This is a genomic window from Pseudanabaena biceps PCC 7429 (genome assembly GCF_000332215.1).
Taxonomy (GTDB): domain Bacteria; phylum Cyanobacteriota; class Cyanobacteriia; order Pseudanabaenales; family Pseudanabaenaceae; genus Pseudanabaena; species Pseudanabaena biceps.
Genome location: NZ_ALWB01000025.1, coordinates 1 through 25,280, shown reverse-complemented (window position 1 = coordinate 25,280; position 25,280 = coordinate 1). Strand labels below are relative to the sequence as shown.

Genomic DNA, 25,280 nt, shown 5'->3' with positions numbered 1-25,280 from the left:
CAAAACCTTATGGAGTTTGCTTTTTAATTCATTTAAGTGTTGGCTCACTTTCGTGAATTGGTATTACTTATGCCAAACTACATAATTCCAAATAATTCAAATTAATTTAAATTAAAACTGATGAAAATTAATGCCAATCGCTCTACTGACATCCTCACTTACTATCGCCATCTCAGTACAGAAATATTTACAGTAGTTGATTTAGAAACTACGGGAGGAAATAGCGATCGCGATCGCATTATTGAGATTTCCGTTCTGCAAGCAACCCTTAAAGATGGCATTCAGCAAATCTCGACCGACCTCATCAATCCTCAGATAGAGATTCCTGAACAAATAGTTAAGTTTACGGGAATCTCGCAACAGATGGTGAGTAATGTTGATAGTAGCGATCGCATTTTGCCTGAATACCTTCCCATGTTACAAACTGGCGTGCTTACCGCCCATAATATTGGGTTTGACTACTCATTTTTGAAGGCGGAATACTATCGATTAGGTATTGATTATCGCGCTCCCATTCAGCTTTGTACTGTGATGCTCTCCAGACTATTACTACCCCATTTGCCATCGCGATCGCTACCTAAGTTAGTGAAGCATTATGGATTTGATGTCGGTAAGTCTCATCGGGCCGAGTCAGATGCGATCGCCTGTTGGTTGCTTTTAGAGAAACTATTTTCTCAAATTCTTAATGCGGATGACGATGAAATTTTAAATCTGTTTGGGCATCAATGGCTTTCGATCGAAGATATTGCCATGATTTTACAGATTTCTGTAAATGAAGCCGAGGATTTAGTGGCAGCGACGACGATCAAATCGAGATTCTCGCGCCATCGACAGGTCAATCTATACCAACGTAAAGGTGTTGAGGATTTAGCTGAAAAATTAAGTAGCTAAGCATACGTAAACTTAAAACCTAGAAGAGCGTACCGCCCGCTTAGCGGGCGGTACGCTCTTCTGGTTTTGGTTTTTAGTTATGCTGAACTACTTAGAAATAATAGTGACTTTCAATCCAACTCATCACTTCTTCTTCCGAACCTAAGTGAGCCGAATGTCCTGTCTTCGGATCGTAAACATACCAGTAGGTATTGCCGTGGCGATCGCACTTTTGCCAAACTTGGACTTCTTCATTGTAACAAAAACTGTAATGAAAAAATGTTTCAAATAAATTTTGGAAGGATTTACTCAAAGCATTCCATAGATTATCGGGAATAAAAGAGACTCTCATAATTTTGGGAAAGAGTAGTCGTTGGTAGTGAATGTCTATTACTTGTATCTTTTAATACAAAAAAAATGAAGGTACAGATTTGATAACTTTTACTAGTACAGTTGCCAAAAAATAAAACTGTTCTAGTAAGATTTGCGAAAACTGTACTAGGCAAGTTGATGGGCGATCGCTATATACTGCTTGCATCATCTTCGCGATGCTTACCCCATGAGAATTCCCTTAAATCGCTCGGCTCAAGAGCCCATTTACCTGCAAATCCGCGATCGCATTAAGCACTTGATTACGTCAGGATCGCTGCAAGCAGGAGAGCAACTGCCATCGATTCGCGCCCTTGCTGAGAGCGTACAGGTAAATAAATTGACAGTGATTGAAGCCTATAGTGTTCTAGAGGCGGATGGTTTAGTTGAGGCGAAACAGGGGGCGGGATACTTTGTGACTAATTTTGTGACAGATAATGTTAATTTTTCTGAACGTAGCTCGACTCTTGAGCCTGCACAGGAAGTCGTGATTCCCAGTAAATGGGGAGAATCTTTTATCGATCAGTACATGAGTTCTATTCAAGCTCAATTGGATCCAGATGTGATTGACTTTACTTCGGGATTTCCTCGCCCATCGGGACTAGAGGATCTAGCGCGGATTTCGCGCCGAGCGATGACTCAGGTTGCCGATGTTCTCTTCAGTTATGATGCTCCGCAAGGACAATTTACGCTGCGCAAGCAGTTGGCACAAATGTTGGCTTGGAAATTAGGCTTGGAGGTTTCTGCGGATAATTTAATTATTACCAATGGTTCCAAACAGGCTTTATCTTTGGCTTTTCAGTACTATTTGCAGGCGGGAGATTGGGCAATCGTTGAGAGTCCAACCTATCATGGTGCGATCGCCATCCTAGAAAAGATGGGGATTAAAGTAATTGGTATTCCTATGCAAAAGGATGGTATGAATCTTGAACTGCTCCATCAATATCTACGAAGCCATCAACCTAAGTTGATTTATACCGTTAGTACTCTTCATAACCCTACGGGGATTACGACATCGCAAGCCCATCGGAGGGAATTAATCTCTTTAGCTGAGAAGTACAATTGCCCAATTTTAGAGGATAACGCCTATGAAGGATTGAATTTTCAACCTGCACCACCCCCTCTGAAAGTGTTAGATAGTAGTGATTTAGTAACTTACATTGGGACGTTTTCTAAAACGCTGATGCCTGGTTTGCGGGTTGGTTATATGGTGTCTTCGGGCAAGCACTATCAATCATTAGTAGAAATCAAGCTGCTGCACGATTTGCATGTTTCTACAGTGACCCAAGCGATCGCTAGTGAATATATTGCCTCTGGACATTATCGCCGCCATCTCAATCATTTGCGTTCCATCAACCATCAAAGACATGATCTGATGTTGCAATCAATGGAACAATATTTCCCTAGCACTGTACGTTGGACAGTGCCAAATGGTGGGCTATTTATCTGGGTGCAATTGCCCAACTCCACGCCACTCCAATTAGTTAGTCAGCAGGCTGCTACTCAAAAGGTGTTAATCGGTAGTGGCAAAGTTTTCTTTCCCGATGGGCAAGGTTATCCAGCTTTGCGTTTGAACTTCTCTCAATCTCTAGAAAATATCGAGCGTGGTATTTGCCTATTGGGGGATATCCTCAAGCAAAATATCTGAAACTCCAAGACTCTGAGTGGCGGCGCTTTGCACCGCCACTCATTTTTGTTTTTAACTATGCCGAACTACTCTGAACTACTTGGAGCGATAATATACTTCAGTGCGGCTTATATTTTCCGATATTTTTAGATCTTGATCGCTTGAATGTTGTTTTATACCACAGCTCAAAATGGCGTAGCTATTTTGAGCTGTGAAAACCCTTACTGGACTTGTTTTGTTATTCATAAAATTGTTGTCACACTTTCGTGAATTGGTATTAGTTTTTTAATTTAGTTTTTTAATTTAGTTTTTTAATTTAGTTTTTTGTATTCATATTCGTTTGGGCAAACTTAATTTCATGCTAAAGCCTCAAATACCATTGAATGAAAGCGATCGCCTAGTGGCGCTGGATCGTTACCATATTCTTGATACCTTGCCAGAGCAAGAATATGACGACTTGACCCATCTAGCCGCTGACATTTGTGGTACGCCGATCGCTCTGATCTCTCTTGTTGATCGCGATCGGCAATGGTTTAAATCACGGGTGGGGCTTGATGCAACGGAGACCCCAAGAGATATTTCCTTTTGTGGTCATGCGGTTGCTGAAAATGCGATCTTGCATGTTTCCGATGCTACTCAAGATTATCGGTTTGCTGATAATCCTTTGGTGGTTGGCGATCCGAATATTCGTTTTTATGCAGGTGTCCCCTTAAAGACTAGTGATAATTTTACCTTGGGGACTCTATGTGTCCTTGATCGTCAACCGCGAGATCTGACCCCACAACAGATCCAACAACTGGAAGCTCTCAGCCGTTTAGTCATGAGTCTCTTAGAGTTGCGGCTCCATAATCAAATATCGAGGTTGCTAACTTCCGTAGTTGAGTGCTCAGATGATGCGATTATCACTAAGACCATAGAAGGGAATATTACTAGTTGGAACCCTGCTGCTGTCAGACTATTTGGCTATACCGAAGCCGAAGCGCTTGGACGCTCAATTCTCATGCTTTTTCCTCCCGATCGCATACATGAGAATGAGCGGAGCCTTAATCTCCTGAACCACGGTGAACGAGGTGATCATTTTGAAACTATCCGTCTTTGTAAGGATGGTACTCCTCGAAATGTTGCGGTAACTCTTTCGCCATTAGTGAATTCTTCGGGGCAGATTGTGGGTGCTTCTAAGATCATCCGTGATATTAGCGATCGCAAAGCTGCTGAAGCGCAATTACTAAAGCTATCAACGTTTCAACAGGCAATTTTAGATAGCGTTAATTTTGCGATTATTTCCACGGATTTACAAGGGGTGATTCAATCCTTTAACGCTGGTGCAGAAGCAATGCTGGGTTATAAAGCCTCAGAAATAATTAACGAAAGTTTGATGACTTTTCACGATCGCTATGAAATTAGTGAGCGATCACTGCAATTATCCGTTGAGTTAAATCAAACGATTGAGGGCTTTGATTTGTTTGCTGCCCAGACAAAATTGGGCGAAGTGTTTGAGAAAGAATGGACTTATGTGCGAAAGAATGGCGATCGCCTTCCTGTTTTGCTATCGATGACTACCATTCGTAGTACTGAAGGAGAAATAACAGGATTTCTCGGTGTTGCCAAGGATATTACCGTTCAAAAGCAAGCCGAGCGTGATCGCCATCGCCGTCGGCAAACCGAAAAGTTAGCGATCGCTCAGAATCAAATTGGGCGAATTCTGGCGGAATCATCAACCTTTAATAAAGCGGCAACGAGGATCTTAGAAACCCTATGTGAACAATTGGCTTGGGATGTTGGCGAACTTTGGAGCACGATTACCTATCCTCGTGCTTTACAATTAATGGTGGGCTATGCTAGACCTGAAATTAATGCGACAGAATTAATTCAAACGCATCAATTAATGTCCATTGAATATGGGACGGGATTAATCGGTTCGGTTTGGGCAGAGGGGGCAGCTAAGTGGATTAAAATTGATGAATATCCCACTTTTCGCAATTCCGAAGCTGTCAAGAATTTAGGTTTAAACTATGCCTTTAGTTTCCCGATCCAAGGGGAACATAAATCAACTTTAGCCATAATTACGATGTTTAGTCGTCAGTACCAACAGTCGAATCTGGAACTGATGAACTTTATTGCCGCCATAGGTAGGCAAATGGGGCAATTTATGGAGAAACGCAAAATAGAGAGGGAACTTCATAAACAGAACTGGCGATCGATGCTCCTTTCCGATATTGCTCTTCGCATTCGTCAATCCCTAGATCTCCCAGAAATTTTGAATACCGCCGTTAAGGAAATTCGCAATTTTCTGAAGACCGATCGTGTTATTATCTATCGCTTTTATAATGATTGGAGTGGAACTGTAGAGGTGGAATCGGTCGATCCTAAATGGATATCTTCGCTCAATCAAGATATACAAGATACTTGTTTCCAAGCAGGAGAATGGCAAGCCTATAAAGAGGGAAAGAAATCGGCGATCGATCACGTAGAAGATTCTGATTTGAGCGAATGTCATAAGCAACTCTTGGCAAGATTTCAGGTACAAGCTAATCTCGTGGTGCCGATTATTGAAAATGAGGAACTATGGGGATTATTGATCGCTCACCACTGTGTGTCACCTAGACATTGGGAATCCTTTGAAATTAGTTTGCTAAGTCAACTTGCCGATCAAATTGGGATTGCGATCGCTCAGTCCCGATTGCTTGCTCAAGAGAAGAAACAACTCAAACTATTGCAAGAGCAGAATATTGCTTTAGAGATCGCACGCGCCGATGCTGAGCAAGCTGCGATCGCTAAAAGCTCCTTTTTGGCGATGATGAGTCATGAGATTCGTACGCCCATGAATGCGGTGATTGGGATGACGGGACTATTGCTGGATACCACTTTAAACGATCAACAGCGGGACTTTGCCCAGACGATTCGTTGTAGTGGTGATCACTTGTTAAATCTCATCAATGAAATTCTGGACTTTTCTAAGTTGGAAGCTGGGGAAATGCTCCTAGAAAACCTTGACTTTGATCTGGAAATTAGTATTGAAGAGGTAGCAGAAATTTTAGCCCCCTTTGCTCAGAGTAAGGAACTAGAGATAGTTACCTTTATCCATACTGATGTTCCCAAATGTATACAGGGTGATGTGGGGAGATTACGTCAGGTTTTACTAAATTTAGTCAATAATGCGATTAAATTTACAATTCATGGAGAAATAACGATTGAAGTTAGTCTAATTGCTGAAAATGACAGCGAAGCCACGCTACGTTTTGCCGTAATTGATACAGGCATTGGTATTCCTAAGGGGGAACAGTCGAAACTATTTCAACCTTTCACTCAAGTGGATGCATCGACAACCCGCCATTATGGAGGGACGGGGTTAGGACTTGCCATTTGCAAGCAAATAGTGGAGCTGATGGGCGGCAAAATTTATTTGGAGAGTCAAGAAAATTTTGGCTCGACCTTTAGTTTTGAACTTCTTTTTAAAAAGCAATCCAATTGTCCTTCTGATAACTATGACTTGCCATCTTTGCAAGGAATGCGAGTACTGGTGGTGGATGATAGTTCTACCAATTGCCGCATTCTCAAGTATCAACTGAGTGCTTGGGATATGCGAGTTGATATAACTGAATATCCGATGGATGCAATGTCCCATCTCATCCATGCAGTTAATATTGGCGATCCTTATCAGCTTGTGATACTAGATATGCAAATGCCCGATCTCGATGGGGAAAGCTTGGGTAAGCAAATTAAGGAATCACCGATTCTAAAAAATACCCATTTAATTATGCTTAGTTCTCTTGATCGGACTGATGAGGTTAAAAGGTTACTAGATATTGGTTTCGCCCATTACCTCCGTAAGCCAGTCAAAAAGATTAGATTGTTGAATAGTATCATTAATTCCATTAAAGGGCTTCCTCCAGATCTTGCCATCGTTCCCAGCAAAGATGATAATCAAAGCCTCGATCCCATTGTTACTTCTAAATTAAAAATTTTGGTAGCCGAAGATAGCCCGATCAACCAAAAAGTTGCAATTAACCAACTCCTTAATTTGGGCTATAGTGCTGATGTGGTGGGGAATGGCAAGGAAGTTCTCGAGCTAGTCGAGCAGATTCACTATGACATGATTCTGATGGATTGCCAGATGCCCATACTGGATGGATATGTCACAACGAGAAAACTTCGTGATTTGGAATCTAAGGCAGATGAGCGCAGACCAATAGTTATTATTGCTTTGACCGCCAATGCGATGAAAGACGATCGCGATCGCTGTTTAGCCGCAGGAATGGATGACTATCTCAGCAAACCTTTACGAAAGGAAGAACTCGCGGCAATGATCTCCTATTGGAGTCAAGTTATTCCTATTACGTCTCAGGATGATGATTTAGCGAGTGTCTATAACTCCGTTCATAGTTTGCCTGTAAATGTAAGTCCCGTGGAAATTGTGATCGATGCTAATATTCCCGATGCTAATATTCCCGATGTTAATATTCCCGATGTTAATATTAGTGAATTAGAGATTGATTGGTGTTATCTAGAGGAAATATCTAATAGTAATGCTGATTTTAGGAAGCAGCTCTTGGAAACCTATGTTAGTTCTTTGTCAGAGCATTTACATTTACTCAAAGTAGCGATAGTCAATCATCAATATCTTGAAGTTGAGCGCGAGTCTCATCTTATTAAGGGGGCAAGTACTGCTTTAGGCTTTAATGGAATTGCTAAACTTGCAGATTCCTTAGAATCTCAAAGTCATCAAGGACAAATTCCTGACCAAGCTATCCCTATATTTGAAAAGATTTTGCAAGGAATTAAGCAGATTGAGGGTCTAATTTAAATTTATAGCCCTGTAATACCAAGTTAAGAAATGGCGTAGCCATTTCTTAATACCAATTCACGAAAGTGTGACAACACTTTTGTGAATTAAAAACCAAACCCACTAAGGGTTTTCAAAGCTCAAAATGGCTACGTCATTTTGAGCTTTGGTATAATTTTGTATAAAGTTAAACCCCTATTTTTCTCAGAAATCATTTAGGAATGCTATATTGCCATTTGTCTCAGGACAAAAATCATCTCTCCCGCAGAGGAGGATGGTGGTGCTTTGCGCCACCATCCTCCTCTGCGGGAGATGTATACTAATAAAATTGCCGATAGCTATGTGACCGAAATATAGAATTTCCAGTTGGCTATAAAAGTGTAATACTTGTTATAAGTACTTCAGCATAATTAAAATCCAGATCTAAAACCTGCGGCGTACGCTGCGCGTGCGCCGCAGGTTTTAGGGTTTTATATTTAATTAAGCCCATTTACTTAGGTAGCTGGTCTTAATTGCAAAAAATTGACGATGGGAGTAGGTATTATTCATCAACGATCTCTATTGCTGAAGTATTTTAAACTATTATTTTGGACTGTTATAGTTACTTGTAAAAATTTATATCCTCTAAATTATCAGGAATTTTTTATGGAACGTCCCCAATCCATTGCTGCCATTCTTATTAGCGATCTTCCTGCTGTTGTTGCTGACTTTCAAGGGCTTATCACCGATGTAAATACACATTTTGAGGAATTTACAGGTTGGCGAAAGGAGGAAATAGTGGGACAATTAATTTCTGTGATTTTGCCTAGTTATTTTCGAGAATCCCATCATATGGGGTTCTCTCGCTTTACCGCTACTGGGGTTGCTACTATTCTCAATCACCCTCTCGAACTTCAAGTCATTACTAAAGATAATCGAGAGATTCTTTCGGAACATTATATATTGGCTGAGAAACATGACGAGAAGTGGTTTTTTGGTGCAACCTTGCGATCGCTTGAGTCTTGATTGGCGAGTAGTATCTGAGTACATGGAGCTATGAATCATATCCCATCTCAAATTCAAGAACTGCGATCAATTCTTGGAAAAATGGAGGTTGCTTTAGGTGCGGTAGACAATGCGATCGTCTGGACTGATACTCAAGGAAGGATTCAGTGGTGTAACAAATCCTTCGATCTTCTCGTTAATCGACCTCATATTATGGTGATTGGTAAGGAGATATTCTCTCTTTTACCACTGTATTGTGATGGGGTTATGCTCTCTCCAGAGAGTCATCCCGTTACTTTAGCGATCGCTCAAAAGAGTAAGGTTGTTAATAAATATGATGTTTACAATGGCGACAAAGTCGCTATTCTCGAAATTACCGCTACCTACGTGGAAATTGATAGCGATTATTGTAAAGAGATCAGTATTGTGGTCGCGATTGATGATATTACGGAAAAAGAACGTAATCAGATTCTACTTCAGCAAGCAAACTTAGAATTGGAGCAGAGAGTAGATCAAAGAACTCAGGAGTTAAGGGAAGCGAACGAGCTTTTACATGAGCAAAATCAAGTTTTAGAAATAGCTAAGCAAATTGCGGAAGCTTCTAATCAGGCTAAAAGTAGTTTTCTGGCTACGATGAGTCATGAAATTCGGACACCGATGAATGCGGTGATCGGGATGACAGGACTGTTGCTCGAAACTGATTTAGATCCAAGGCAGCAAGATTTCGCGAATACCATCCACAATAGCGGCGAGCATTTGTTAAACCTGATCAATGAAATTCTGGATTTCTCAAAGTTAGAAGCCCGTGAGATGCAGCTAGAGGAGTTGGATTTTGAGCTCGAATCAAGCATTGAAGAGGTCGCCGACATTTTAGCTGGTTCTGCCCATAGTAAGGGCTTGGATCTGGCTCTATTTATTCATCCTGATGTTCCTAAATACCTGAAAGGAGATATTGGTCGATTACGCCAAGTTTTATTAAATTTGACGAACAATGCCATTAAATTTACGCGTCAAGGAGAAGTGACCATCGAAGTTGCGATCGCTAAGGAAGATCTAACTACTGTTTCCTTGAGTTTTTCGGTGATCGATACGGGAATTGGGATTTCCCTAGAGGCGCAGTCGAAATTGTTTGAGCCTTTTATTCAAGTTGATGCTTCGACAACTAGACAATATGGAGGCACAGGCTTAGGATTAGCCATCTGCAAGCAATTAGTTCGGTTAATGGGCGGAAGTATCTATGTAGAGAGTGAAGAGAATAAAGGCTCAACTTTTTGGTTTACGGTTCCATTTCAAAAGCAATCGGAAGAGGGGAGTTATCCACTTGCGGTTAGCGCTCTTCAAGACTTAAGGGTCTTAGTTGTAGATGATAGCGTGACCAACTGCAATATTCTTTACCATCAGTTAAAATCTTGGAAAATGCAGGTTGACATCCTGATTCAATCTACTGAGGCGATTGATGCTCTCCATCGTGCGATCGCGATTGGTCAGCCCTATCAGTTTGCTTTATTAGATATGCAAATGCCCGACCTTGATGGAGAGCAATTGGGTACACAGATTAAAAGTTCGCCCATCTTGCGGGATACTCATCTCATTATGCTTACTTCTCTTGACCAGAATGGAGCGGCTAGTCGGATGTTGGAAATTGGCTTTGCGGATTATCTTCGGAAACCCGTTCGTAAGCTTCGTTTGTTGAATAGCCTTATTAATACGATTTCAGGTAAAAGCGCAAAACTGATCGATCAACCTCCAGAATTTATGGCTGAAGAAGTTAAATTACCATCCCAGCTAAAAATCCTATTGGTTGAAGATAGTCCGATCAATCAGAAGGTAACCATCAATCAACTTCATAATTTAGGCTATCGAGTTGATGTGGTGGCAAACGGTCAAGAAGCTCTGGATATCCTCGATAAAATTTCCTACAGTATCATTCTCATGGACTGTCAAATGCCTGTTATGGATGGTTATGTCACTAGTCGTCGAATTCGTGAGCGTGAGGCAAGTCAAAATTTGGCTGGGGCGGGTGTAGCGATCATTGCTCTCACGGCTAATGCGATGAAAGCCGATCGCGATCGCTGTATAGCTGCGGGTATGGATGATTTTCTGAGTAAGCCCGTTCGCAAGCAAGATTTAGCCAAAAAACTAGCCTATTGGTATCAGATGCGTGAAAGTTGTCATCTGGAAGAGCCAGTTGTTAATCATCTTGTTAATCATCCTGATCGAAATTCTGTCACAATCGATGTAAAAAGTGATCTGGACAATGACTTAAAAGCTGATTTGGAAGCCGATCTCAAGGTAGATTGGCAATATCTCGATGAAGTATGTAACGGTAACCCTCTTTTTCGCCAAGAGCTTTTGCAAGCCTATATTGATTCGTTACCTGAGCATCTAGATGCATTAGCGATCGCAATTTCGCAGGTCAATTACATTGGGATTGAATACGAGGCACATTTTATTAAAGGAACCAGTGTCGCTTTGGGTATTCTTGGGGTAGCGAAGCTGGCTAAAACTTTGGAAGAAGCTGGAAAAACTGGTCATCTTGCCAAGGATACTGGGCTGCTTTTAGAAAGGATTAGGGCGGCAGTTACGTATATAAGAAAAATATAGAAAAACAAAGATGAGTGGCGGCGCTTTGCGCCGCCACTCATCTTTGGGGTTTTGATTTGTCCTAGCTATTTATCTTGTGGATAGATATTTTTTTCTGATCTGTATATAATTACGCCCATCTGCGGTTTGATGACAGGTAAAACTATCAACCACCTGATTAATAAGATGTAATCCTCGACCGCCTGTGGCATTAATATCGGCTTCTACCATTTTTTCGAGTTTTGTGGCAAGGTCAAAAACTTCCCCATAATCAAAAACCTTAATTTCGATAGTCTCTTCTGTCAAACTTGCCTCTAAAGTAATCGGAGTCTCGGGTGGTAGATTCTTATGGGCATGGCGTACGGCATTAGTAAATATTTCTGCAAGCGCAGTTTTACACATTAACCAATCAATATTTGGAACAGAACCATGATCGATATTGTCGAACCAATTCAAAACTTGAACGAGTTCATTCAGATTAGTAGTGACTTGCAATGAGATCGGTTGAGACACTTACATTTTGCCCATATATACTTTGAGGTTGAATGTATTCTTAAATATTTAGCAATTTTTAAGTAGTTCAGCATCGTTGAAAATCAAAAATATAGTTTGTACTGCCCTTGGGTTGGGGGGAGTACAATTCTAGATTTGAAGGTTATGTATGCTTAGCAGCTTAGTAGATGATGCATTATTGCATATTTAAAACTACAGAAATTGGGTTTAAATGGAATAATCTATGAAACAGTCTTATTGTTTAATTACTATTCTAATTTATACTAATTCGATAAAGTGTGATAATAATTAGTTTTTTATAATACAAAATCTAGTGATTTTGGGTGGATTTGTCACTTACCAACAATTTAGAACTACTATAAATCTAACTACATATCGTGATTCAAGCAAACAGAATGCTGCAAATTCTAGTAATTGACGACGATTTGGTCATGCAGATGATTCTTAAGAATACTCTGCAAGGATATGGGTATAAGGTGATTGTAGGTAAAAATGGTCAAGAAGGAATATTACTAGCCCAACAGCATCAACCTGCCCTTATCGTTTGTGATTGGATGATGCCAGAAATAGATGGTTTAGAAGTATGCCGTCAGATTAGGCTGGAACCAAAGCTATCTTCAACATTTTTTATCTTATTGACTTCTAAAGGAGCTGTGGAGGATAAAGTTCGGGCCCTGGATAATGGTGCTGATGACTTTCTCTCTAAACCCATCGACAAAACTGAATTACTTGCTAGCGTTAGGGCGGGTTTACGTATTTATCAGCTCAATCAAGATTTGCAGCAGCAAAAGCAATTGTTAGAGGCGGAGATAGCAGAGGCAAGCGATTACATCAAGTCCCTTTTACCAAAAGCTCTGGAAGGTTCCGTAAACATCTTCGCCGAATTTATCCCTTCTAGTCAGTTGGGAGGCGATTGTTACGATTTTTACTGGCTAGATTCCGATCATCTTGCTATCTATTTGCTCGATACCTCAGGGCATGGGATTGGAGCGGCTTTGCTGTCGATTTCGATCTTAAATCTTTTGCGATCGCAATCTTTTGGCAAAGATGCCTTTTATAAACCAAGTACGATTTTGACGGAACTTAATCGCGCCTTTCAGATGAGTCAGCATAATGGGCGATATTTCACAATGTGGTATGGCGTTTTTAATCGATCGCAACGTAAGTTAACCTATGCTAATGCAGGGCATCCCCATGGAATTTTACTCTCAGGCGATCCCCAGAGTCCCCAGATCCAAAAACTTCCTAGCTTAGATATGCCTTTAGGCTTTTTTCCCGCCATTCATTATATGAGTTCGGAAATATCCATACCTCTAGATAGTAAGCTCTATATCTTTAGTGATGGAATTTTCGAGGTTCATCAAGATAATGGTAAAAAATGGGGGACGATTAAATTTTTTGACTTTCTGATTAGTAAATTCTCGAAGGGGGAGGAAGTTAATGCTGACCAAGTACTACAGCAGATTCGTGTTACTACTCCCCAAGCTAATTTTGATGACGATGTTTCCTTGTTAACAATTGATTTTCTTTAGGCTAAGTAGTTCGGCATAAGTAAACTTAAAACCCAGAAGAGCATACCGCCCGCGCAGCGGGCGGTATGCTCTTCGATTTTGGTTTTTGATTCTGCCTAGCTACTTACTTACACCAAATTTCCCTTGCATTACTGTTGTCAGTTATATTGCCAGTTATGGGCGGATAAAATTAAAACCGAAAAGAGAGATGCAGCGCTTTGTACCGCGCCTCTCTTTTCGGTTTTATGTCTTGATACACTGGGATAGCTATGGTTATAGCTATATTTAATAGTAATTCCCATTGCGCTTAATTTCTGAGCTTTAATAGCTAAATGTAATCCGATAAAATTTACCGACTATACCTAAATCTAAAAAATGAATATCCTTCCTTTATTAACTGTTCCGCAGGCGTGGCATGGAGATGCTCTTGCGATCGCAGTTTTTTCAAGCCCCAAAGCCAGTCATGATCCGCACGAGCAGTCAGAAAATTCTGTAAAAAAAGCGCTTGAACTATCTGAAGTATTAAAAAAATTAGATATTCAGGTTCTGGGTTGCACTTTAACGGATTTGATCGCCGAATCTGAATTTCTAGGGGAGAGTGGGGTTTCGGTTAGCGGTCGTGTGGGGATTGACTATGCTATTCGCAAGGTGATTTTGATTGGTATGGGCGATCCCGCTCAAGCTAATGCTGATGTTTGGCGTAAATCGGCGGCAATAGCTGTGAAATGGGCAAATAAGGAGAAGGTGAAAAAGCTCGCATTATCCTTCCCGAATTACAATCAAGACGTTACGGTGACGGCTCAAGCGATCGCTGAGGGCGTATTACTAGCGGCCCATCAAGACAAGCGATTTAAGTCTAAAAATACCAATCCCAGTTTTCTGGAGCAGGTGGAAATTTTAGAAACCGATCCCGATATGGCAAGCCCTGCGATCGCGAAGGCGCAGCAAATTGTTGATGGGGTAATTTTGGCGCGGGAATTAGTATCGGCTCCTGCAAATATTGTGACTCCGATTACCTTGGCTGATACTGCCATTGCGATCGCGAAGGAGTCAGATTTTTTCACTGTCAAAATTTTGGAACAGGCTGACTGTGAAGCCTTAGGGATGGGAGCCTTTCTTGGCGTAGCTAGAGCTTCTGATATTCCTCCCAAGTTCATCCACCTCACTTACCGTCATGGCGAGCCCAAGCGCAAATTAGCGATCGTCGGGAAGGGATTGACCTTTGATTCGGGTGGTTTAAATATTAAAACTGGTGTGGGCAGCAGTATCGAACTGATGAAAACCGATATGGGTGGCTCGGCAGCAGCCCTCGGTGCAGCGAAAGCGATCGCCCATCTCCAGCCCACAAACATCGAGGTGCATTTTATCGTCGCGTCCTGCGAAAATATGGTCAATGGCAGTGCCATGCGTCCAGGCGATATCCTCACGGCCTCTAATGGTAAAACCATTGAAGTGAATAATACCGATGCCGAAGGACGCTTAACGCTAGCCGATGCTCTCGTCTATGCCGATCGCCTTGGGGTCGATGCGATCGTTGATCTTGCTACGCTAACAGGGGCTTGTGTGGTGGCACTGGGCGAAGATATTGGGGGAATGTGGTCGATTGATGATAGCTGGGCAGAGGCGATCGCTAAAGCTGCTCGGGATGCTGGCGAGAAATTATGGCGGATGCCCCTCGAAGCTCCCTATTTCGATCAATTAAAATCGGTCGTGGCTGATTTTAAAAACACTGGTTCGCGGGCGGGCGGAGCAATTACGGGGGCTTTGTTCCTGAAGCAATTTGTGGAAACAACTAAGGCATGGGCGCATCTTGATGTGGCAGGTCCAGTCTGGACTGAGCGCGATTCGGGTTATAACAATGCTGGCGGCACGGGTTTTGCAGTGCGAACTTTAGTGAATTTAATCCTTAATTAACGTCAGTTCGGATTAAGCTGGCAAATTTTAAAAGCCCAAAAGTAAAATCCTTGCGACGCAAGGATTTTACTTTTGGGCTTTGAGAAAGGGTTTGCGTAGCAAACCCTTTCTCAAAGCCTGTTTTAAGATGCTTCGCTTTCAAAAATTGTCTCCATTCTTTAAGCTCACAAGATGAGTGGCAGTGTGAAGCGCCGCAACTCATTTCTTACAGCGCTTCGCGCTCAAACCCAAACTAAAGAAAATTTTGAAAGCGTTGCGAAGCAACGCTTTCAAAATTTTCTTGTGGTTCGTTTGATCGATAATTGTTGTAACTTGGATATAAACTCCAAAAGAGGGTTGCCGCGCTCCGCGCGGCAACCCTCTTTTGGGGTAGTTGATGGCAGCTATAGGTTTATTGGCGAACATTGATGCAACAGTGATAGATGCAACAGCGATAACTGATAATAATTTTCGGCATGGGCGATCGCATTTTGTTGTTCTGCTTCTGAAAGCTCGCGCATCACCTTCGCGGGCACACCTGCCACCACCACCCCCGCAGGCACATCCTTAGTCACCACCGCCCCCGCACCGACAATACTTCCTGCCCCAATTTTTACACCTTCCAACAGAATTGCCCCCATCCCGATCAAGCATCCGCGCCCAATTTCCGCACAGTGGATCACCGCCCGATGTCCGATCGTCACATATTCACCAATTACTAAGGGCTGGTCGGGATCGCCATGCAAGATCGCCCCATCCTGAATATTCGTACAGTAGCCAATATCCATGCGATTGACATCGGCTCTAATCACCACCTTGTACCAAATATTCACGCGATCGCCGAGATGCACATCGCCGATTACCACCGCATCACTGGCAATAAAGGCGGCGCGATCGCGATCGGGTGTGGGTAGCTGCGCATAGGGGAGATGCATATATCTGTGATTTAGAGGATGTGGTGACTGGGCTTACAGGCTAAAGCTTGGCAAAAATAACCTTTTCGCCTTTTGCGAAATGCTTTCATAAGTACCTCAGCATAGTTAAAATCCAGAGCTAAAACCTGCGGCGTACGCGGCGCACGCGCCGCAGGTTTTAGGTTTTATATTTAATTAAGCCCACTTACTTATAATAATGAGTAATTCTGCCAGCTCATAATCTAGCTTATAATCCCAACTCATAATCTATGTCACAATCTCCCGCTTTAGTCCAAGATTCAGTCCAGAATGAAGATTTATTGCTCTCAGTGCGTGACTTACAAGTTACCTTTCGTGGCGATGAGGGGCTGGTCAAGGCTGTCAAGAATATTTCTTTCGATCTAGCTCAAGGTCAAACCCTTGGCATCGTCGGTGAGTCAGGCTCTGGCAAATCGGCGACGGCTTTAGCGATTATGGGGTTGTTAGGAGAGTCGGGCAAAATTCACGGAGAAGTACTATTTCGACCTAGCGGTGAATCACCCGTCGATCTGGTCAAAGTATCGCCCCAGAAAATGCTGCAATATCGAGGCGATCGCATATCGATGGTATTTCAGGAACCGATGACATCGCTCAATCCTTTATTCACCTGCGGCTATCAGGTGATCGAAGCAATTCAACTGCATCAAAAAGTCTCCGCAGCGGAAGCAAAGACCCGCACGATTCAGCTTTTTCAGGAGGTGCAATTACCCAATCCCGAACAATTAATTGAACGCTACCCCCATGAGCTTTCGGGTGGACAATTGCAGCGAGTGATGATTGCCATGGCGATTTCCTGTAATCCGCAGTTAATTATTGCTGATGAACCCACCACCGCATTAGATGTAACGGTACAGGCTACAATTCTGGATCTGCTCAGAGAGATTCAGCGATCGCGCCAGATGTCGATGATCTTTATTACCCATGATTTAGGGCTTTTGGGGGCGATCGCGGATCGGGCGATCGTCATGAACCAAGGGGAAGTTGTGGAAATGGGATCAACGGCGGCGATCTTCCAAAATCCCCAACATCCCTATACCAAGGGTTTAATTGCTTGCCGTCCTCAGCCCGACCGCCAATTGCGCCTGCTGCCAACCGTTAGTGACTTTATGGAAATGCAGAACGGACAGATGGTGGAGAAAGAACTTACCGCTCGTTACTTGGAAGTCGTACCCCCTGAAGAAATTGCCGCCCATCTATTGGAATTGCAGAAGCATGAGCCGATCCTCTCCGTCCGCAACCTTAGGATTGAGTTCCCCATTCGCAATATTTTAGGGCTAAAAAAACGCTATCTAGTGGCGGTCAATAATATTAGTTTTGATGTCTACCGTGGTGAAACCCTTGGGCTGGTTGGGGAGTCGGGTTGCGGTAAAACTACTACGGGTAGAGCAATTCTCGGTTTAGCTAATGGGCTGATGGGTTCTGTTAAGTTTGAAGGAAGAGAAATCTCGCGATTACGGGGAGGAGCCTTACAAAGATTGCGCGGTGATCTGCAAGTAGTGTTTCAAGATCCCTTTGGTTCACTCAATCCAAGGATGAGTGTGGGTGATGCCATCGCTGAACCATTAATCGTTCACAGTCATCAAGATCGCTTTGAGCGCTATCGGCATGTTGATGCGAGAAAGGAAAGAGTCGCCTATCTATTAGAGCGGGTGGGGCTTTCTAAAAGCGCTATGCGTCGCTATCCCCACGAGTTTTCTGGTGGTCAACGTCAGCGGATTTGTATTGCCAGAGCCTTGGCTCTCAATCCTAAATTAATTATTGCCGACGAGCCTGTTTCAGCCTTGGATGTGTCTGTGCAGGCTCAAGTTCTCAATCTATTTAAAGAACTGCAAGCGGAATTTGGCTTGACCTACATTTTTATATCCCACGATCTCGGAGTAGTTAAATTTATGAGCGATCGCATTATGGTGATGAACAAAGGCGAAATCGTCGAGCTAGACACTGCCGAAGCGATCTACACCAATCCCCAACAGCCTTATACCCAAAAGTTAATCAGTGCCATTCCCAAAGCTTTAGTTTTATCTCCCTAAAACTCCATTTCGTGGGGACGCTTCGCGCCCCTATGCAATACTCTCAAATTAAGCAGGTAATTATGCTAACTCTCACAAAAAAATATTCCCTTGCCGAATATTTCGATCGCGAAATTCTTTCGGAGACAAGAAACGAATACATTGATGGAGAAATCAACCCGATGACTGGTGGTACGCCAACCCATAACCGTATTATTGGTAATTTTTTTGCTGCTTTACATCAAGCAATGCAAGACAAACCCTATGGAGTATTTATTACCGATCAGCGTCTTTGGATTCCCGTTCACAAAATAGCTACATATCCTGATGTGATGGTTATAGCTGAGCCATTGGAATATCAAGAAGGACGAAAAGATACATTAGTCAATCCGATTTTGATTGCCGAAATTCTATCGCCATCCACAGCAAGCTATGATCGAATCGGCAAATTTGCATCCTATAGAACTATTTCCTCTTTCAAGGAATATTTGCTAATTTCTCAAGATCGCCAGTATGTCGAACATTTTTATAAAGAAGGCGATCGCTGGATATTCACTGCCTATGAGAACAATACAACTATTTCCCTAGCATCCTTTGAAGTAGCGATCGCCACATCAGTTCTATATAACCGCATTAACTTTGAATCAGCATCTTTGGAGTAAAAGCAATGACACAAGTTGTAAATTCACTGTACGAACAAGATATTTTGCTCTGGGTGGAAGAAACAGTTGCCAAACTCAGAGCGCATGATTTTGAAAATTTAGATTTGGAGAATTTGATTGGAGAGGTAGAGTCTTTGGGGATTTCGCAGAAAAAAGAATTAATTAGTCGTTTAATCACATTGCTGGAACATCTACTAAAGCGTTTGTATGTCAATATTCCCTACAACTACAATGGCTGGGAACGCACAATTCGTAACCAGCGTAATGAACTTCAGGTTTTGCTCAAACAGGTCCCAAGCCTCAAAACTCGTTGGGATGACAGCTTTGCTGATGCGTGGGAAATTGCTCTCAAAACTGTGTGTGAAGAATATCGAGAAGTTGAATTTCCCGATCAATGGAAATTTTCAAGTGATTTGCCGATAATGCTGAGCGAGAGATTTTGGGAAACAGAATAGAGAGCGCAAAGCACTCTCTATTCTCTAGGACAACAACAAAGCCTCTGCTAGTTCCTTATCCATTTTTTCAGCAGAGGCGATCGCATCGGTCATGATTTGGCGAGGACTAAGCCCATTGTGATAAGCAGCTAACCAACGTTGAGCTTCATTACCCTGTTCGAGAATCTTTTTCAATGGTGATAAGAAGCACCATACACCGTTATCTTTAGCACGCGATCGCAGTTCTTCATATTGGTTAGAAATCCATTCTCTTGCCGTAATTTGTTCACCTGTTTGCCAATGAGTCAAAACTGCATCAAGGCTGCTAGTTGCTGCGGCAACTTCATTTCGATCGGCTATATCTGCGAGTTCATCGGGTGTGAACTTGGTCGCATTGGGCGCAAGGGGATCGAGTGACGAACCAATGCCAGCTTCCAGAAACTGATTGAGGCGCATTTCCAAAAGAGCCGAGATAGACAGTAATGCGACGGGATCGATAACTAGATCGGAAATTCTTAATTCTAAACGGTTAAGATTGTAAGGGCGATTATCGCCATTAGGACGTACTGACGACCAGAGGTGGCGGACATTCTGCATTGTACCCAATTCTAATTGCTGTTCTGTCCATTCCACAAAGTGGCGGTGACTTCGGAATAAGGGGACTAATTTCGGCGTTTTCGGAAACATTTGCCAACGGGACGAATGAAATCCTGTTGCCTTACCGTTGAGAAAGGGAGATGCGGCACTAAGGGCAAGGTATAGGGGAGCTTCGAGGCGAATGAGTCGGCAAGCGGCAATTAATAACTCTAGATCGGCAATGCCAACATTAATATGAATACTTGCGGTGACTACATTCGTACCATAGGTTTCCTCGATATAGGTATGGTAAGGATTTTGAGGATCGGAACGATAGAAGCGATCCACCCCGCCTAAAGCCAAAGTACTTCCAGGCATTAGGGTATAGTCCCCAAGCGATCGCAAATAACTGCGTAATTTTTGACGGGGTTCTACTAGAGCCATTAATAATGGCTCGTATTTATGAAAGGGTGGCGTAATATATTCGACGTTACGGCTATCGGGTTCGCGGACAAACCCATTGAGATTTGCCACAATGCGATCGGAAAAGCCCACCACATCCCCCGTTGGTGTAGAGGTGTATATTTCTACTTCAAAGCCTTTTGATAAAAGCACGGGAGGTTTCCTTTTGCTATAGACAATATTACTAGCCTACCTTGCAATGCGATCGCTTTAAAGATGCCTTTGGGTATATGACCGAGCATATAAACTCCAAGGGACAATAGGTGGTGATTCGCAGCCTATTGTCTCTTGAGCTAAGTAGTTCGGCATAATTAAAAACCAAAACCAGAGAGCATACTGCACGCTGCGCATGCGGTATGCTCTTCTAGGTTTTAAGTTTACTTATGCCTAGCTACTTAACTTTTCATTAGTTCTTTCATCTTTTTTGCAGCTAAGGCATAGCCACCATCGGCTCCATCAATAAAATGCACTTGACGACCATCCCGTTCAAACACCAAACAAGTCATTAAAGCCCGATCGGAAACATGAAATCCGTAGACTAAACGACCTTCGCGAAACTTTTTGTCTAGGTAATTCATGAGTGTTTGACGTTGTTTGATTCTGCCAGAAATGACCATTCGTAACACATCATCAAACTTTTTGAAGTCCGTTGATTCGGAAACAATCTTCTTGTAGTCTCCCCAATTAAATCCTCTAACCCTGATCCTAGAATTCATCAGAATCGTCCCTAATAGGTTAATTAGGCGGATTTTCCATAGATAAAACCATTTCGCTAGCCAACTTTGGGTGGCGGTGAAAACCCTAGTCTCTGACAATAAATTTTTGTCCTCAAAGCCAAGGGCTAAATTGGTGGAGATGGCGGGATGGCATTCCGCTCCCTGTCCGTAAATGCGATCGATCTGGTTAATAATTTCGCGATAGAGCAGATCGATTTGACTTTGACTGGGTGCGGTCGCCATGACGATCAGACTTAGAATCTCGTCATGGCGGGTGGGGATATCCTGCCAACGGCATTCTAAGCCAGAGAAATCCGCGATCGCATAGGCATTAATCGCTTTAGGGCTGTATAAATCCGTAGTAGCGGCATCCTTCACTAAGCGCGTGGCATAGCTGATGCCGCCGCCTCTGAGAATTGCTTGGTTATAGTTTTCTGAAATTCGGAGTTTGGCAATTTTAATGTCGTAGTTTGAGGTAATGGCAGTGAGAGGGACAATACCTACACGTAAGCTAAGCTTAAATTCATCGCTGGCTAATTTTTGCACCGCTAGCAAGGATTGTTCTGCTTCATTAATAAACTTGTTTGGAATCAGAATTGAAGCGCCATCGCCACCAAATACAAAGGGAATCTCTAAATCCCCGACTATATTCAGAATGACAATTATGGAGCAGGCTCCTAAGAGATTGACATCTTTATACTTACCTTCAGCGATCGCTTTAGTTGATTCCGTGACATCGGTGATAATTACGGCCCAGTCATTGGGAATGTCGGAAAAGTTTGCACTGTAGGTAATATCGGCAAAATTTTGAAGAACGGGTAGATCGGCATAAAAGTTCTCAGAAGTCGTATTTACAGGTGAGAATTCTTGAGTATTCATATCTGTAGATCTAAATGCAAATCTAAACGCGATCATCAATGACAGGATTCTATCAATAAAAGATAAAGAGAGATACAGCCAACTGGCTGTATCTCTCTTTGTCTTTTGCCTGTGGCGTAAATCACATTGCGCCTAGCTGTTCTCAAGTCATACCAAGTTAAGAAATGGCGTAGCCATTTCTTAACTTGAAACCCCTTACACTAATTCACAAAAGTGTTGTCACACTCAAAACCATGGAGCATACCGCCCGCGCAGCGGGCGGTATGCTCTTCTAGGTTATTTAACTTGTAGAGCTATTCCCATTCGATCGTGCCAGGGGGCTTAGACGTAATATCTAGGACTACACGATTGACACCTTCCACCTCATTAACGATCCGATTGGAAATTGTTTCCAATAGATCGTAGGGAACTCTTGCCCAATCCGCGGTCATGCCATCTTCACTAGTGACAAGACGCAATACGATGGGATGGGAGTAGGTGCGTTTATCCCCCATCACGCCGACACTGCGAACGGTGGGCAGTAGAACCGCAAAGGCTTGCCAGAGATTATTGTATTGACCAGCACGATTGATCTCTTGACGGACAATTAGATCGGCATCACGGAGAGTGTTTAAGCGATCGCTAGTAATATCACCAATAATCCGAATTGCCAATCCAGGACCTGGAAAGGGTTGACGCTTGACGATTTCTTCGGGCAGTCCGAGCGCAGTGCCAACTTTGCGCACTTCATCTTTAAAGAGCTTGCGAAGTGGTTCTACGAGGGTAAAGCGAAGATTGTCAGGTAAGCCTCCGACATTATGATGGCTCTTGATCTTGACGGCAACCCGTTTGCCTGTGACGGGATCGGCATTGGTATCCGCTGACTCAATTACATCTGGATAAAGCGTTCCTTGGGCAAGGAAATCAAAAGGGCCCAAACGTTGAGATTCTTCTTCAAAAACACTAATAAATTCGCCGCCGATTAGCTTCCGCTTCTGTTCGGGGTCGGTTACGCCTTCGAGTTTCTTCAAAAAGCGATCGCGAGCGTTAACATATTCCACATGAATGTGGAATTGTTCTTCAAAGAGTTTCACAAGACGTTCTGGTTCAAGCTTACGCATAAAGCCCTGATCAATAAACATACAGGTGAGTTTGTCACCAATCGCTCTATGCAATAAAAAAGCGAGAGTTGAAGAATCTACGCCGCCAGAAAGAGCCAGTAATACTCGTTTGTCACCAACTTGAGCGCGAATTTCGCGGATTGAATTTTCGATAAAAGCATCGGTAGTCCAACTTGGTTCGCATTTACAGATGTGATAGACAAAGTTGCGAATCATCGCCATACCACCAGCGGAATGGACGACTTCAGGATGGAACTGGACTCCATAGAGATTTCTTTCATGATCGGCGATCGCCGCGCAGGGAGTGTTCGCTGTATGGGCTAACACTTCAAATCCTTGGGGTAAATTAATTACAGAGTCGCCATGACTCATCCACATTGTAATGCCCGTATCGACATTGGTAAGTAAATCAGTGGGATCGTCAATTAGCAATTCGGCTTTGCCATATTCCCCTCGCTCAGCACGCTCAACTGTGCCGCCGAGTTGCTTTGCCATTAGTTGCATTCCATAGCAAACGCCTAAAATGGGAATATCCAGATTGAAAATTTCAGGATCACACTGCGGTGCGCCTTCGTCATAAACGGAGTTTGGTCCACCAGATAGAATGATCCCTTTAGGATTAAGCTTCAGTAGATCCTGTGCGGATATGTGGTACGTTAAAACTTCAGAATAAACCTGTGTCTCGCGGATACGTCGGGCAATGAGTTCCGAGTACTGAGACCCAAAATCAAGAATTGCAATCATTGAACGGCTATTTATATTGTCTGTGGTAAGATCGGGCTCGGTGCTGATTGAATTTATACTAGATGAAAGAACACCTTCAAGATTTAGTACGGCATTCGATGATGTTGGAGGGGATGAAACCACAGTAGATACCTCTATCTTAATGAGATAGCATTTAATGAGATCGTAAGGCTTTCGGTAAGCCAATCGCCGCGAAAAAAGTAGCTATTCTTACAATGCTAGCAAAACGGTACGTCTTTATGAAGAAAAAGATACATAAAAAAGCTACAAATGCGATCGCCTTGGGTTTATTCTCATCAATTTTAGCCTTGCTAGCTTGTGGAAGTAAGGATTGGGGCTTTAATTTCGGAAATGTGACAACATCTGCCGCCGAAGCGGTGCAACTCCGTGATGGCAAAACCTATTTTATTAATTTGCCCATACTAATCGAGGCGGAAACTACGGTTAATCGGATTTACGCCCGCAACGCTACCTATTATTTTGCGATCGCCTTACCGCAAAATATGGGTGAACCCTTACAAAAGTTGGAAATTGCCCAGAAAGAAGGCTTTGACTCGATTGATTTTTTTGAAGATGATACGTTTGCCTATGTGCAGTCCCCATCGGGCGAGCGAGTGGCGATCGCCAGTAAAACTGAGATTGTACCCAGTGGAGATCGCAGTGAAGATCGCAGTAAAATTACAATTACCTTTAACCCTCCCATTCCTGCTAGCGGTGACCTAAACCGTAAATTGATCGTGGGACTACGACCAATTAGCAACCCTCGTACTGATGGTACTTATCTGTTTGGGGTAACAGCATTTCCTCAAGGCGATCGCCCTAACTCGCAATTTCTGGGATATGGTCGGTTGAGTTTTTATAGTCTTCGTTTTTAGAATGTTTTCTGATAGCAAAACCCCAAAGATGAGTGGCGGCGCGGAGCGCCGCCACTCATCACCTATTTAGAAACTTGTTAAAAACTTACAAATTTTTCTCGTGAATGATTTAGGACTGCCACCGATCCAAAATACCTATAGAGTGTTTTATCAAAAAGATTGACGTTTGCTATACACTATTGGCAGATAGTAACTAGATATTTAACTATGACCTTCACAACAGAATCGCCAGTAACTCCTGTAGAAGCAGAATCTAGTTTTGCACCCCCAGTTAATCACATTGTGCAAACCATCCAAACTGTAATTGCCAGTATGGATGCCGACAATACGGCGCTCGAAAATCAGACCGAGGATACGTGGAAATTCAAATACGGTACTGTAGAAGTAGTTGTCAATATTACTGGAATCGAACCTACTGACACATTCACAGTATTTTCGACAGTGTTGAGCGCACCATTTAAAGATGAAGCGAAAATGACGCGCTGGTTACTGGAAAAAAATGCTGCTGATACCTTTGAGTCTCGGTATGCAATTCAAAACGATCAAGTTTTAGTATTGTGCTCGCGTTCTGTTGAAGATCTTTCAGCGGCTGAGATCTCAAGGATTATTACAATCGTAGCGGCGATCGCTGACGACAATGACGAAGTATTAAAAGAAAATTTTGGGGCTTAATCCTAAATAAAATAAGCAATAAAACTTATAATTATAGGAATGGGCGGTGCTTTGCACCGCCCATT

General features: G+C 42.7%; 18 protein-coding genes. 12 read left to right on the top strand and 6 right to left on the bottom strand.

What is annotated here, in order from left to right:
- The first annotated feature begins 120 nt into the window (after positions 1-120).
- Positions 121-891 (top strand): 3'-5' exonuclease, encoded by a 771-nt coding sequence (locus tag PSE7429_RS04775; protein ID WP_009625940.1) that lies wholly within the window; start codon positions 121-123, stop codon positions 889-891.
- Between the two features lie 91 nt (positions 892-982).
- Here PSE7429_RS04775 and PSE7429_RS04770 read toward each other — a convergent pair whose 3' ends face one another.
- On the bottom strand, positions 983-1,222 hold the full coding sequence (locus PSE7429_RS04770; RefSeq protein ID WP_009625939.1) for a hypothetical protein: 240 nt from the start codon (positions 1,220-1,222) through the stop codon (positions 983-985).
- A gap of 207 nt (positions 1,223-1,429) precedes the next feature.
- Here PSE7429_RS04770 and pdxR point away from each other — a divergent pair, with 207 nt between their 5' ends.
- The 4 genes from pdxR (at position 1,430) to PSE7429_RS23320 (ending at position 11,237) form a co-directional block, all read left to right on the top strand.
- Positions 1,430-2,887 carry a MocR-like pyridoxine biosynthesis transcription factor PdxR gene (gene pdxR / locus PSE7429_RS04765; RefSeq protein ID WP_009625938.1) on the top strand — a complete coding sequence of 486 codons (1,458 nt, stop codon included), beginning with the start codon at positions 1,430-1,432 and terminating at the stop codon, positions 2,885-2,887.
- Between the two features lie 337 nt (positions 2,888-3,224).
- Complete coding sequence (locus tag PSE7429_RS26720) at positions 3,225-7,670, top strand: GAF domain-containing protein (RefSeq protein WP_009625937.1); 4,446 nt, start codon at positions 3,225-3,227, stop codon at positions 7,668-7,670.
- 624 nt (positions 7,671-8,294) lie between these two features.
- On the top strand, positions 8,295-8,654 hold the full coding sequence (locus PSE7429_RS04755; protein ID WP_040687335.1) for a PAS domain S-box protein: 360 nt from the start codon (positions 8,295-8,297) through the stop codon (positions 8,652-8,654).
- 30 nt (positions 8,655-8,684) lie between these two features.
- Positions 8,685-11,237 (top strand): response regulator, encoded by a 2,553-nt coding sequence (locus tag PSE7429_RS23320; protein WP_009625934.1) that lies wholly within the window; start codon positions 8,685-8,687, stop codon positions 11,235-11,237.
- A gap of 69 nt (positions 11,238-11,306) precedes the next feature.
- On the opposite strand, the gene PSE7429_RS04745 is transcribed toward PSE7429_RS23320, so the two are convergent.
- Complete coding sequence (locus PSE7429_RS04745) at positions 11,307-11,729, bottom strand: ATP-binding protein (RefSeq protein WP_009625933.1); 423 nt, start codon at positions 11,727-11,729, stop codon at positions 11,307-11,309.
- A gap of 395 nt (positions 11,730-12,124) precedes the next feature.
- Between PSE7429_RS04745 and PSE7429_RS04740 the strand changes: the two genes are divergently transcribed.
- Positions 12,125-13,261 (top strand): PP2C family protein-serine/threonine phosphatase, encoded by a 1,137-nt coding sequence (locus PSE7429_RS04740; protein WP_009625932.1) that lies wholly within the window; start codon positions 12,125-12,127, stop codon positions 13,259-13,261.
- Between the two features lie 354 nt (positions 13,262-13,615).
- Entirely contained in the window at positions 13,616-15,154 is a 1,539-nt protein-coding gene (locus PSE7429_RS04735; RefSeq protein ID WP_009625931.1) for a leucyl aminopeptidase, read from the top strand.
- Positions 15,155-15,537: 383 nt separating this feature from the next.
- On the opposite strand, the gene PSE7429_RS04725 is transcribed toward PSE7429_RS04735, so the two are convergent.
- Entirely contained in the window at positions 15,538-16,068 is a 531-nt protein-coding gene (locus tag PSE7429_RS04725; RefSeq protein ID WP_009625929.1) for a gamma carbonic anhydrase family protein, read from the bottom strand.
- Positions 16,069-16,316: 248 nt separating this feature from the next.
- Between PSE7429_RS04725 and PSE7429_RS04720 the strand changes: the two genes are divergently transcribed.
- The 3 genes from PSE7429_RS04720 (at position 16,317) to PSE7429_RS04710 (ending at position 19,212) form a co-directional block, all read left to right on the top strand.
- Positions 16,317-18,116 (top strand): ABC transporter ATP-binding protein, encoded by a 1,800-nt coding sequence (locus PSE7429_RS04720; RefSeq protein ID WP_009625928.1) that lies wholly within the window; start codon positions 16,317-16,319, stop codon positions 18,114-18,116.
- Positions 18,117-18,178: 62 nt separating this feature from the next.
- Entirely contained in the window at positions 18,179-18,757 is a 579-nt protein-coding gene (locus PSE7429_RS04715; protein ID WP_040687329.1) for a Uma2 family endonuclease, read from the top strand.
- 5 nt (positions 18,758-18,762) lie between these two features.
- Positions 18,763-19,212, top strand: a complete 450-nt coding sequence (locus PSE7429_RS04710) for a DUF29 domain-containing protein (protein WP_009625926.1) — start codon at positions 18,763-18,765, stop codon at positions 19,210-19,212.
- Positions 19,213-19,236: 24 nt separating this feature from the next.
- On the opposite strand, the gene gshA is transcribed toward PSE7429_RS04710, so the two are convergent.
- From gshA to guaA, 3 genes are all read right to left on the bottom strand, one after another.
- A complete protein-coding gene (gene gshA, locus PSE7429_RS04705) occupies positions 19,237-20,382 on the bottom strand; it encodes a glutamate--cysteine ligase (RefSeq protein ID WP_009625925.1) in 1,146 nt (381 codons plus the stop codon).
- Between the two features lie 242 nt (positions 20,383-20,624).
- Positions 20,625-21,824, bottom strand: a complete 1,200-nt coding sequence (locus PSE7429_RS04700; protein WP_040687321.1) for a DUF3095 domain-containing protein — start codon at positions 21,822-21,824, stop codon at positions 20,625-20,627.
- A gap of 293 nt (positions 21,825-22,117) precedes the next feature.
- Positions 22,118-23,668: a glutamine-hydrolyzing GMP synthase gene (gene guaA, locus PSE7429_RS04695; protein WP_052017649.1), complete on the bottom strand. Its 1,551-nt coding sequence runs from the start codon at positions 23,666-23,668 to the stop codon at positions 22,118-22,120.
- A gap of 239 nt (positions 23,669-23,907) precedes the next feature.
- Between guaA and PSE7429_RS04690 the strand changes: the two genes are divergently transcribed.
- Together PSE7429_RS04690 and PSE7429_RS04685 are read left to right on the top strand one after the other, a co-directional pair.
- Positions 23,908-24,543, top strand: a complete 636-nt coding sequence (locus tag PSE7429_RS04690) for a DUF2808 domain-containing protein (RefSeq protein ID WP_009625922.1) — start codon at positions 23,908-23,910, stop codon at positions 24,541-24,543.
- A gap of 207 nt (positions 24,544-24,750) precedes the next feature.
- A complete protein-coding gene (locus PSE7429_RS04685; protein WP_009625921.1) occupies positions 24,751-25,215 on the top strand; it encodes a YbjN domain-containing protein in 465 nt (154 codons plus the stop codon).
- Positions 25,216-25,280 lie beyond the last annotated feature (65 nt).

What these genes read in the sequence shown, in the direction of transcription:
- PSE7429_RS04775 (WP_009625940.1), top strand. Translation starts at nt 121, where the DNA reads ATGAAAATTAATGCCAATCGCTCTACTGACATCCTCACTTACTATCGC.
- PSE7429_RS04770 (WP_009625939.1), bottom strand. Translation starts at nt 1,222, where the DNA reads ATGAGAGTCTCTTTTATTCCCGATAATCTATGGAATGCTTTGAGTAAA.
- pdxR (WP_009625938.1), top strand. Translation starts at nt 1,430, where the DNA reads ATGAGAATTCCCTTAAATCGCTCGGCTCAAGAGCCCATTTACCTGCAA.
- PSE7429_RS26720 (WP_009625937.1), top strand. Translation starts at nt 3,225, where the DNA reads ATGCTAAAGCCTCAAATACCATTGAATGAAAGCGATCGCCTAGTGGCG.
- PSE7429_RS04755 (WP_040687335.1), top strand. Translation starts at nt 8,295, where the DNA reads ATGGAACGTCCCCAATCCATTGCTGCCATTCTTATTAGCGATCTTCCT.
- PSE7429_RS23320 (WP_009625934.1), top strand. Translation starts at nt 8,685, where the DNA reads ATGAATCATATCCCATCTCAAATTCAAGAACTGCGATCAATTCTTGGA.
- PSE7429_RS04740 (WP_009625932.1), top strand. Translation starts at nt 12,125, where the DNA reads ATGCTGCAAATTCTAGTAATTGACGACGATTTGGTCATGCAGATGATT.
- PSE7429_RS04735 (WP_009625931.1), top strand. Translation starts at nt 13,616, where the DNA reads ATGAATATCCTTCCTTTATTAACTGTTCCGCAGGCGTGGCATGGAGAT.
- PSE7429_RS04725 (WP_009625929.1), bottom strand. Translation starts at nt 16,068, where the DNA reads ATGCATCTCCCCTATGCGCAGCTACCCACACCCGATCGCGATCGCGCC.
- PSE7429_RS04720 (WP_009625928.1), top strand. Translation starts at nt 16,317, where the DNA reads ATGTCACAATCTCCCGCTTTAGTCCAAGATTCAGTCCAGAATGAAGAT.
- PSE7429_RS04715 (WP_040687329.1), top strand. Translation starts at nt 18,179, where the DNA reads ATGCTAACTCTCACAAAAAAATATTCCCTTGCCGAATATTTCGATCGC.
- PSE7429_RS04710 (WP_009625926.1), top strand. Translation starts at nt 18,763, where the DNA reads ATGACACAAGTTGTAAATTCACTGTACGAACAAGATATTTTGCTCTGG.
- PSE7429_RS04700 (WP_040687321.1), bottom strand. Translation starts at nt 21,824, where the DNA reads ATGAATACTCAAGAATTCTCACCTGTAAATACGACTTCTGAGAACTTT.
- guaA (WP_052017649.1), bottom strand. Translation starts at nt 23,668, where the DNA reads ATGATTGCAATTCTTGATTTTGGGTCTCAGTACTCGGAACTCATTGCC.
- PSE7429_RS04690 (WP_009625922.1), top strand. Translation starts at nt 23,908, where the DNA reads ATGAAGAAAAAGATACATAAAAAAGCTACAAATGCGATCGCCTTGGGT.
- PSE7429_RS04685 (WP_009625921.1), top strand. Translation starts at nt 24,751, where the DNA reads ATGACCTTCACAACAGAATCGCCAGTAACTCCTGTAGAAGCAGAATCT.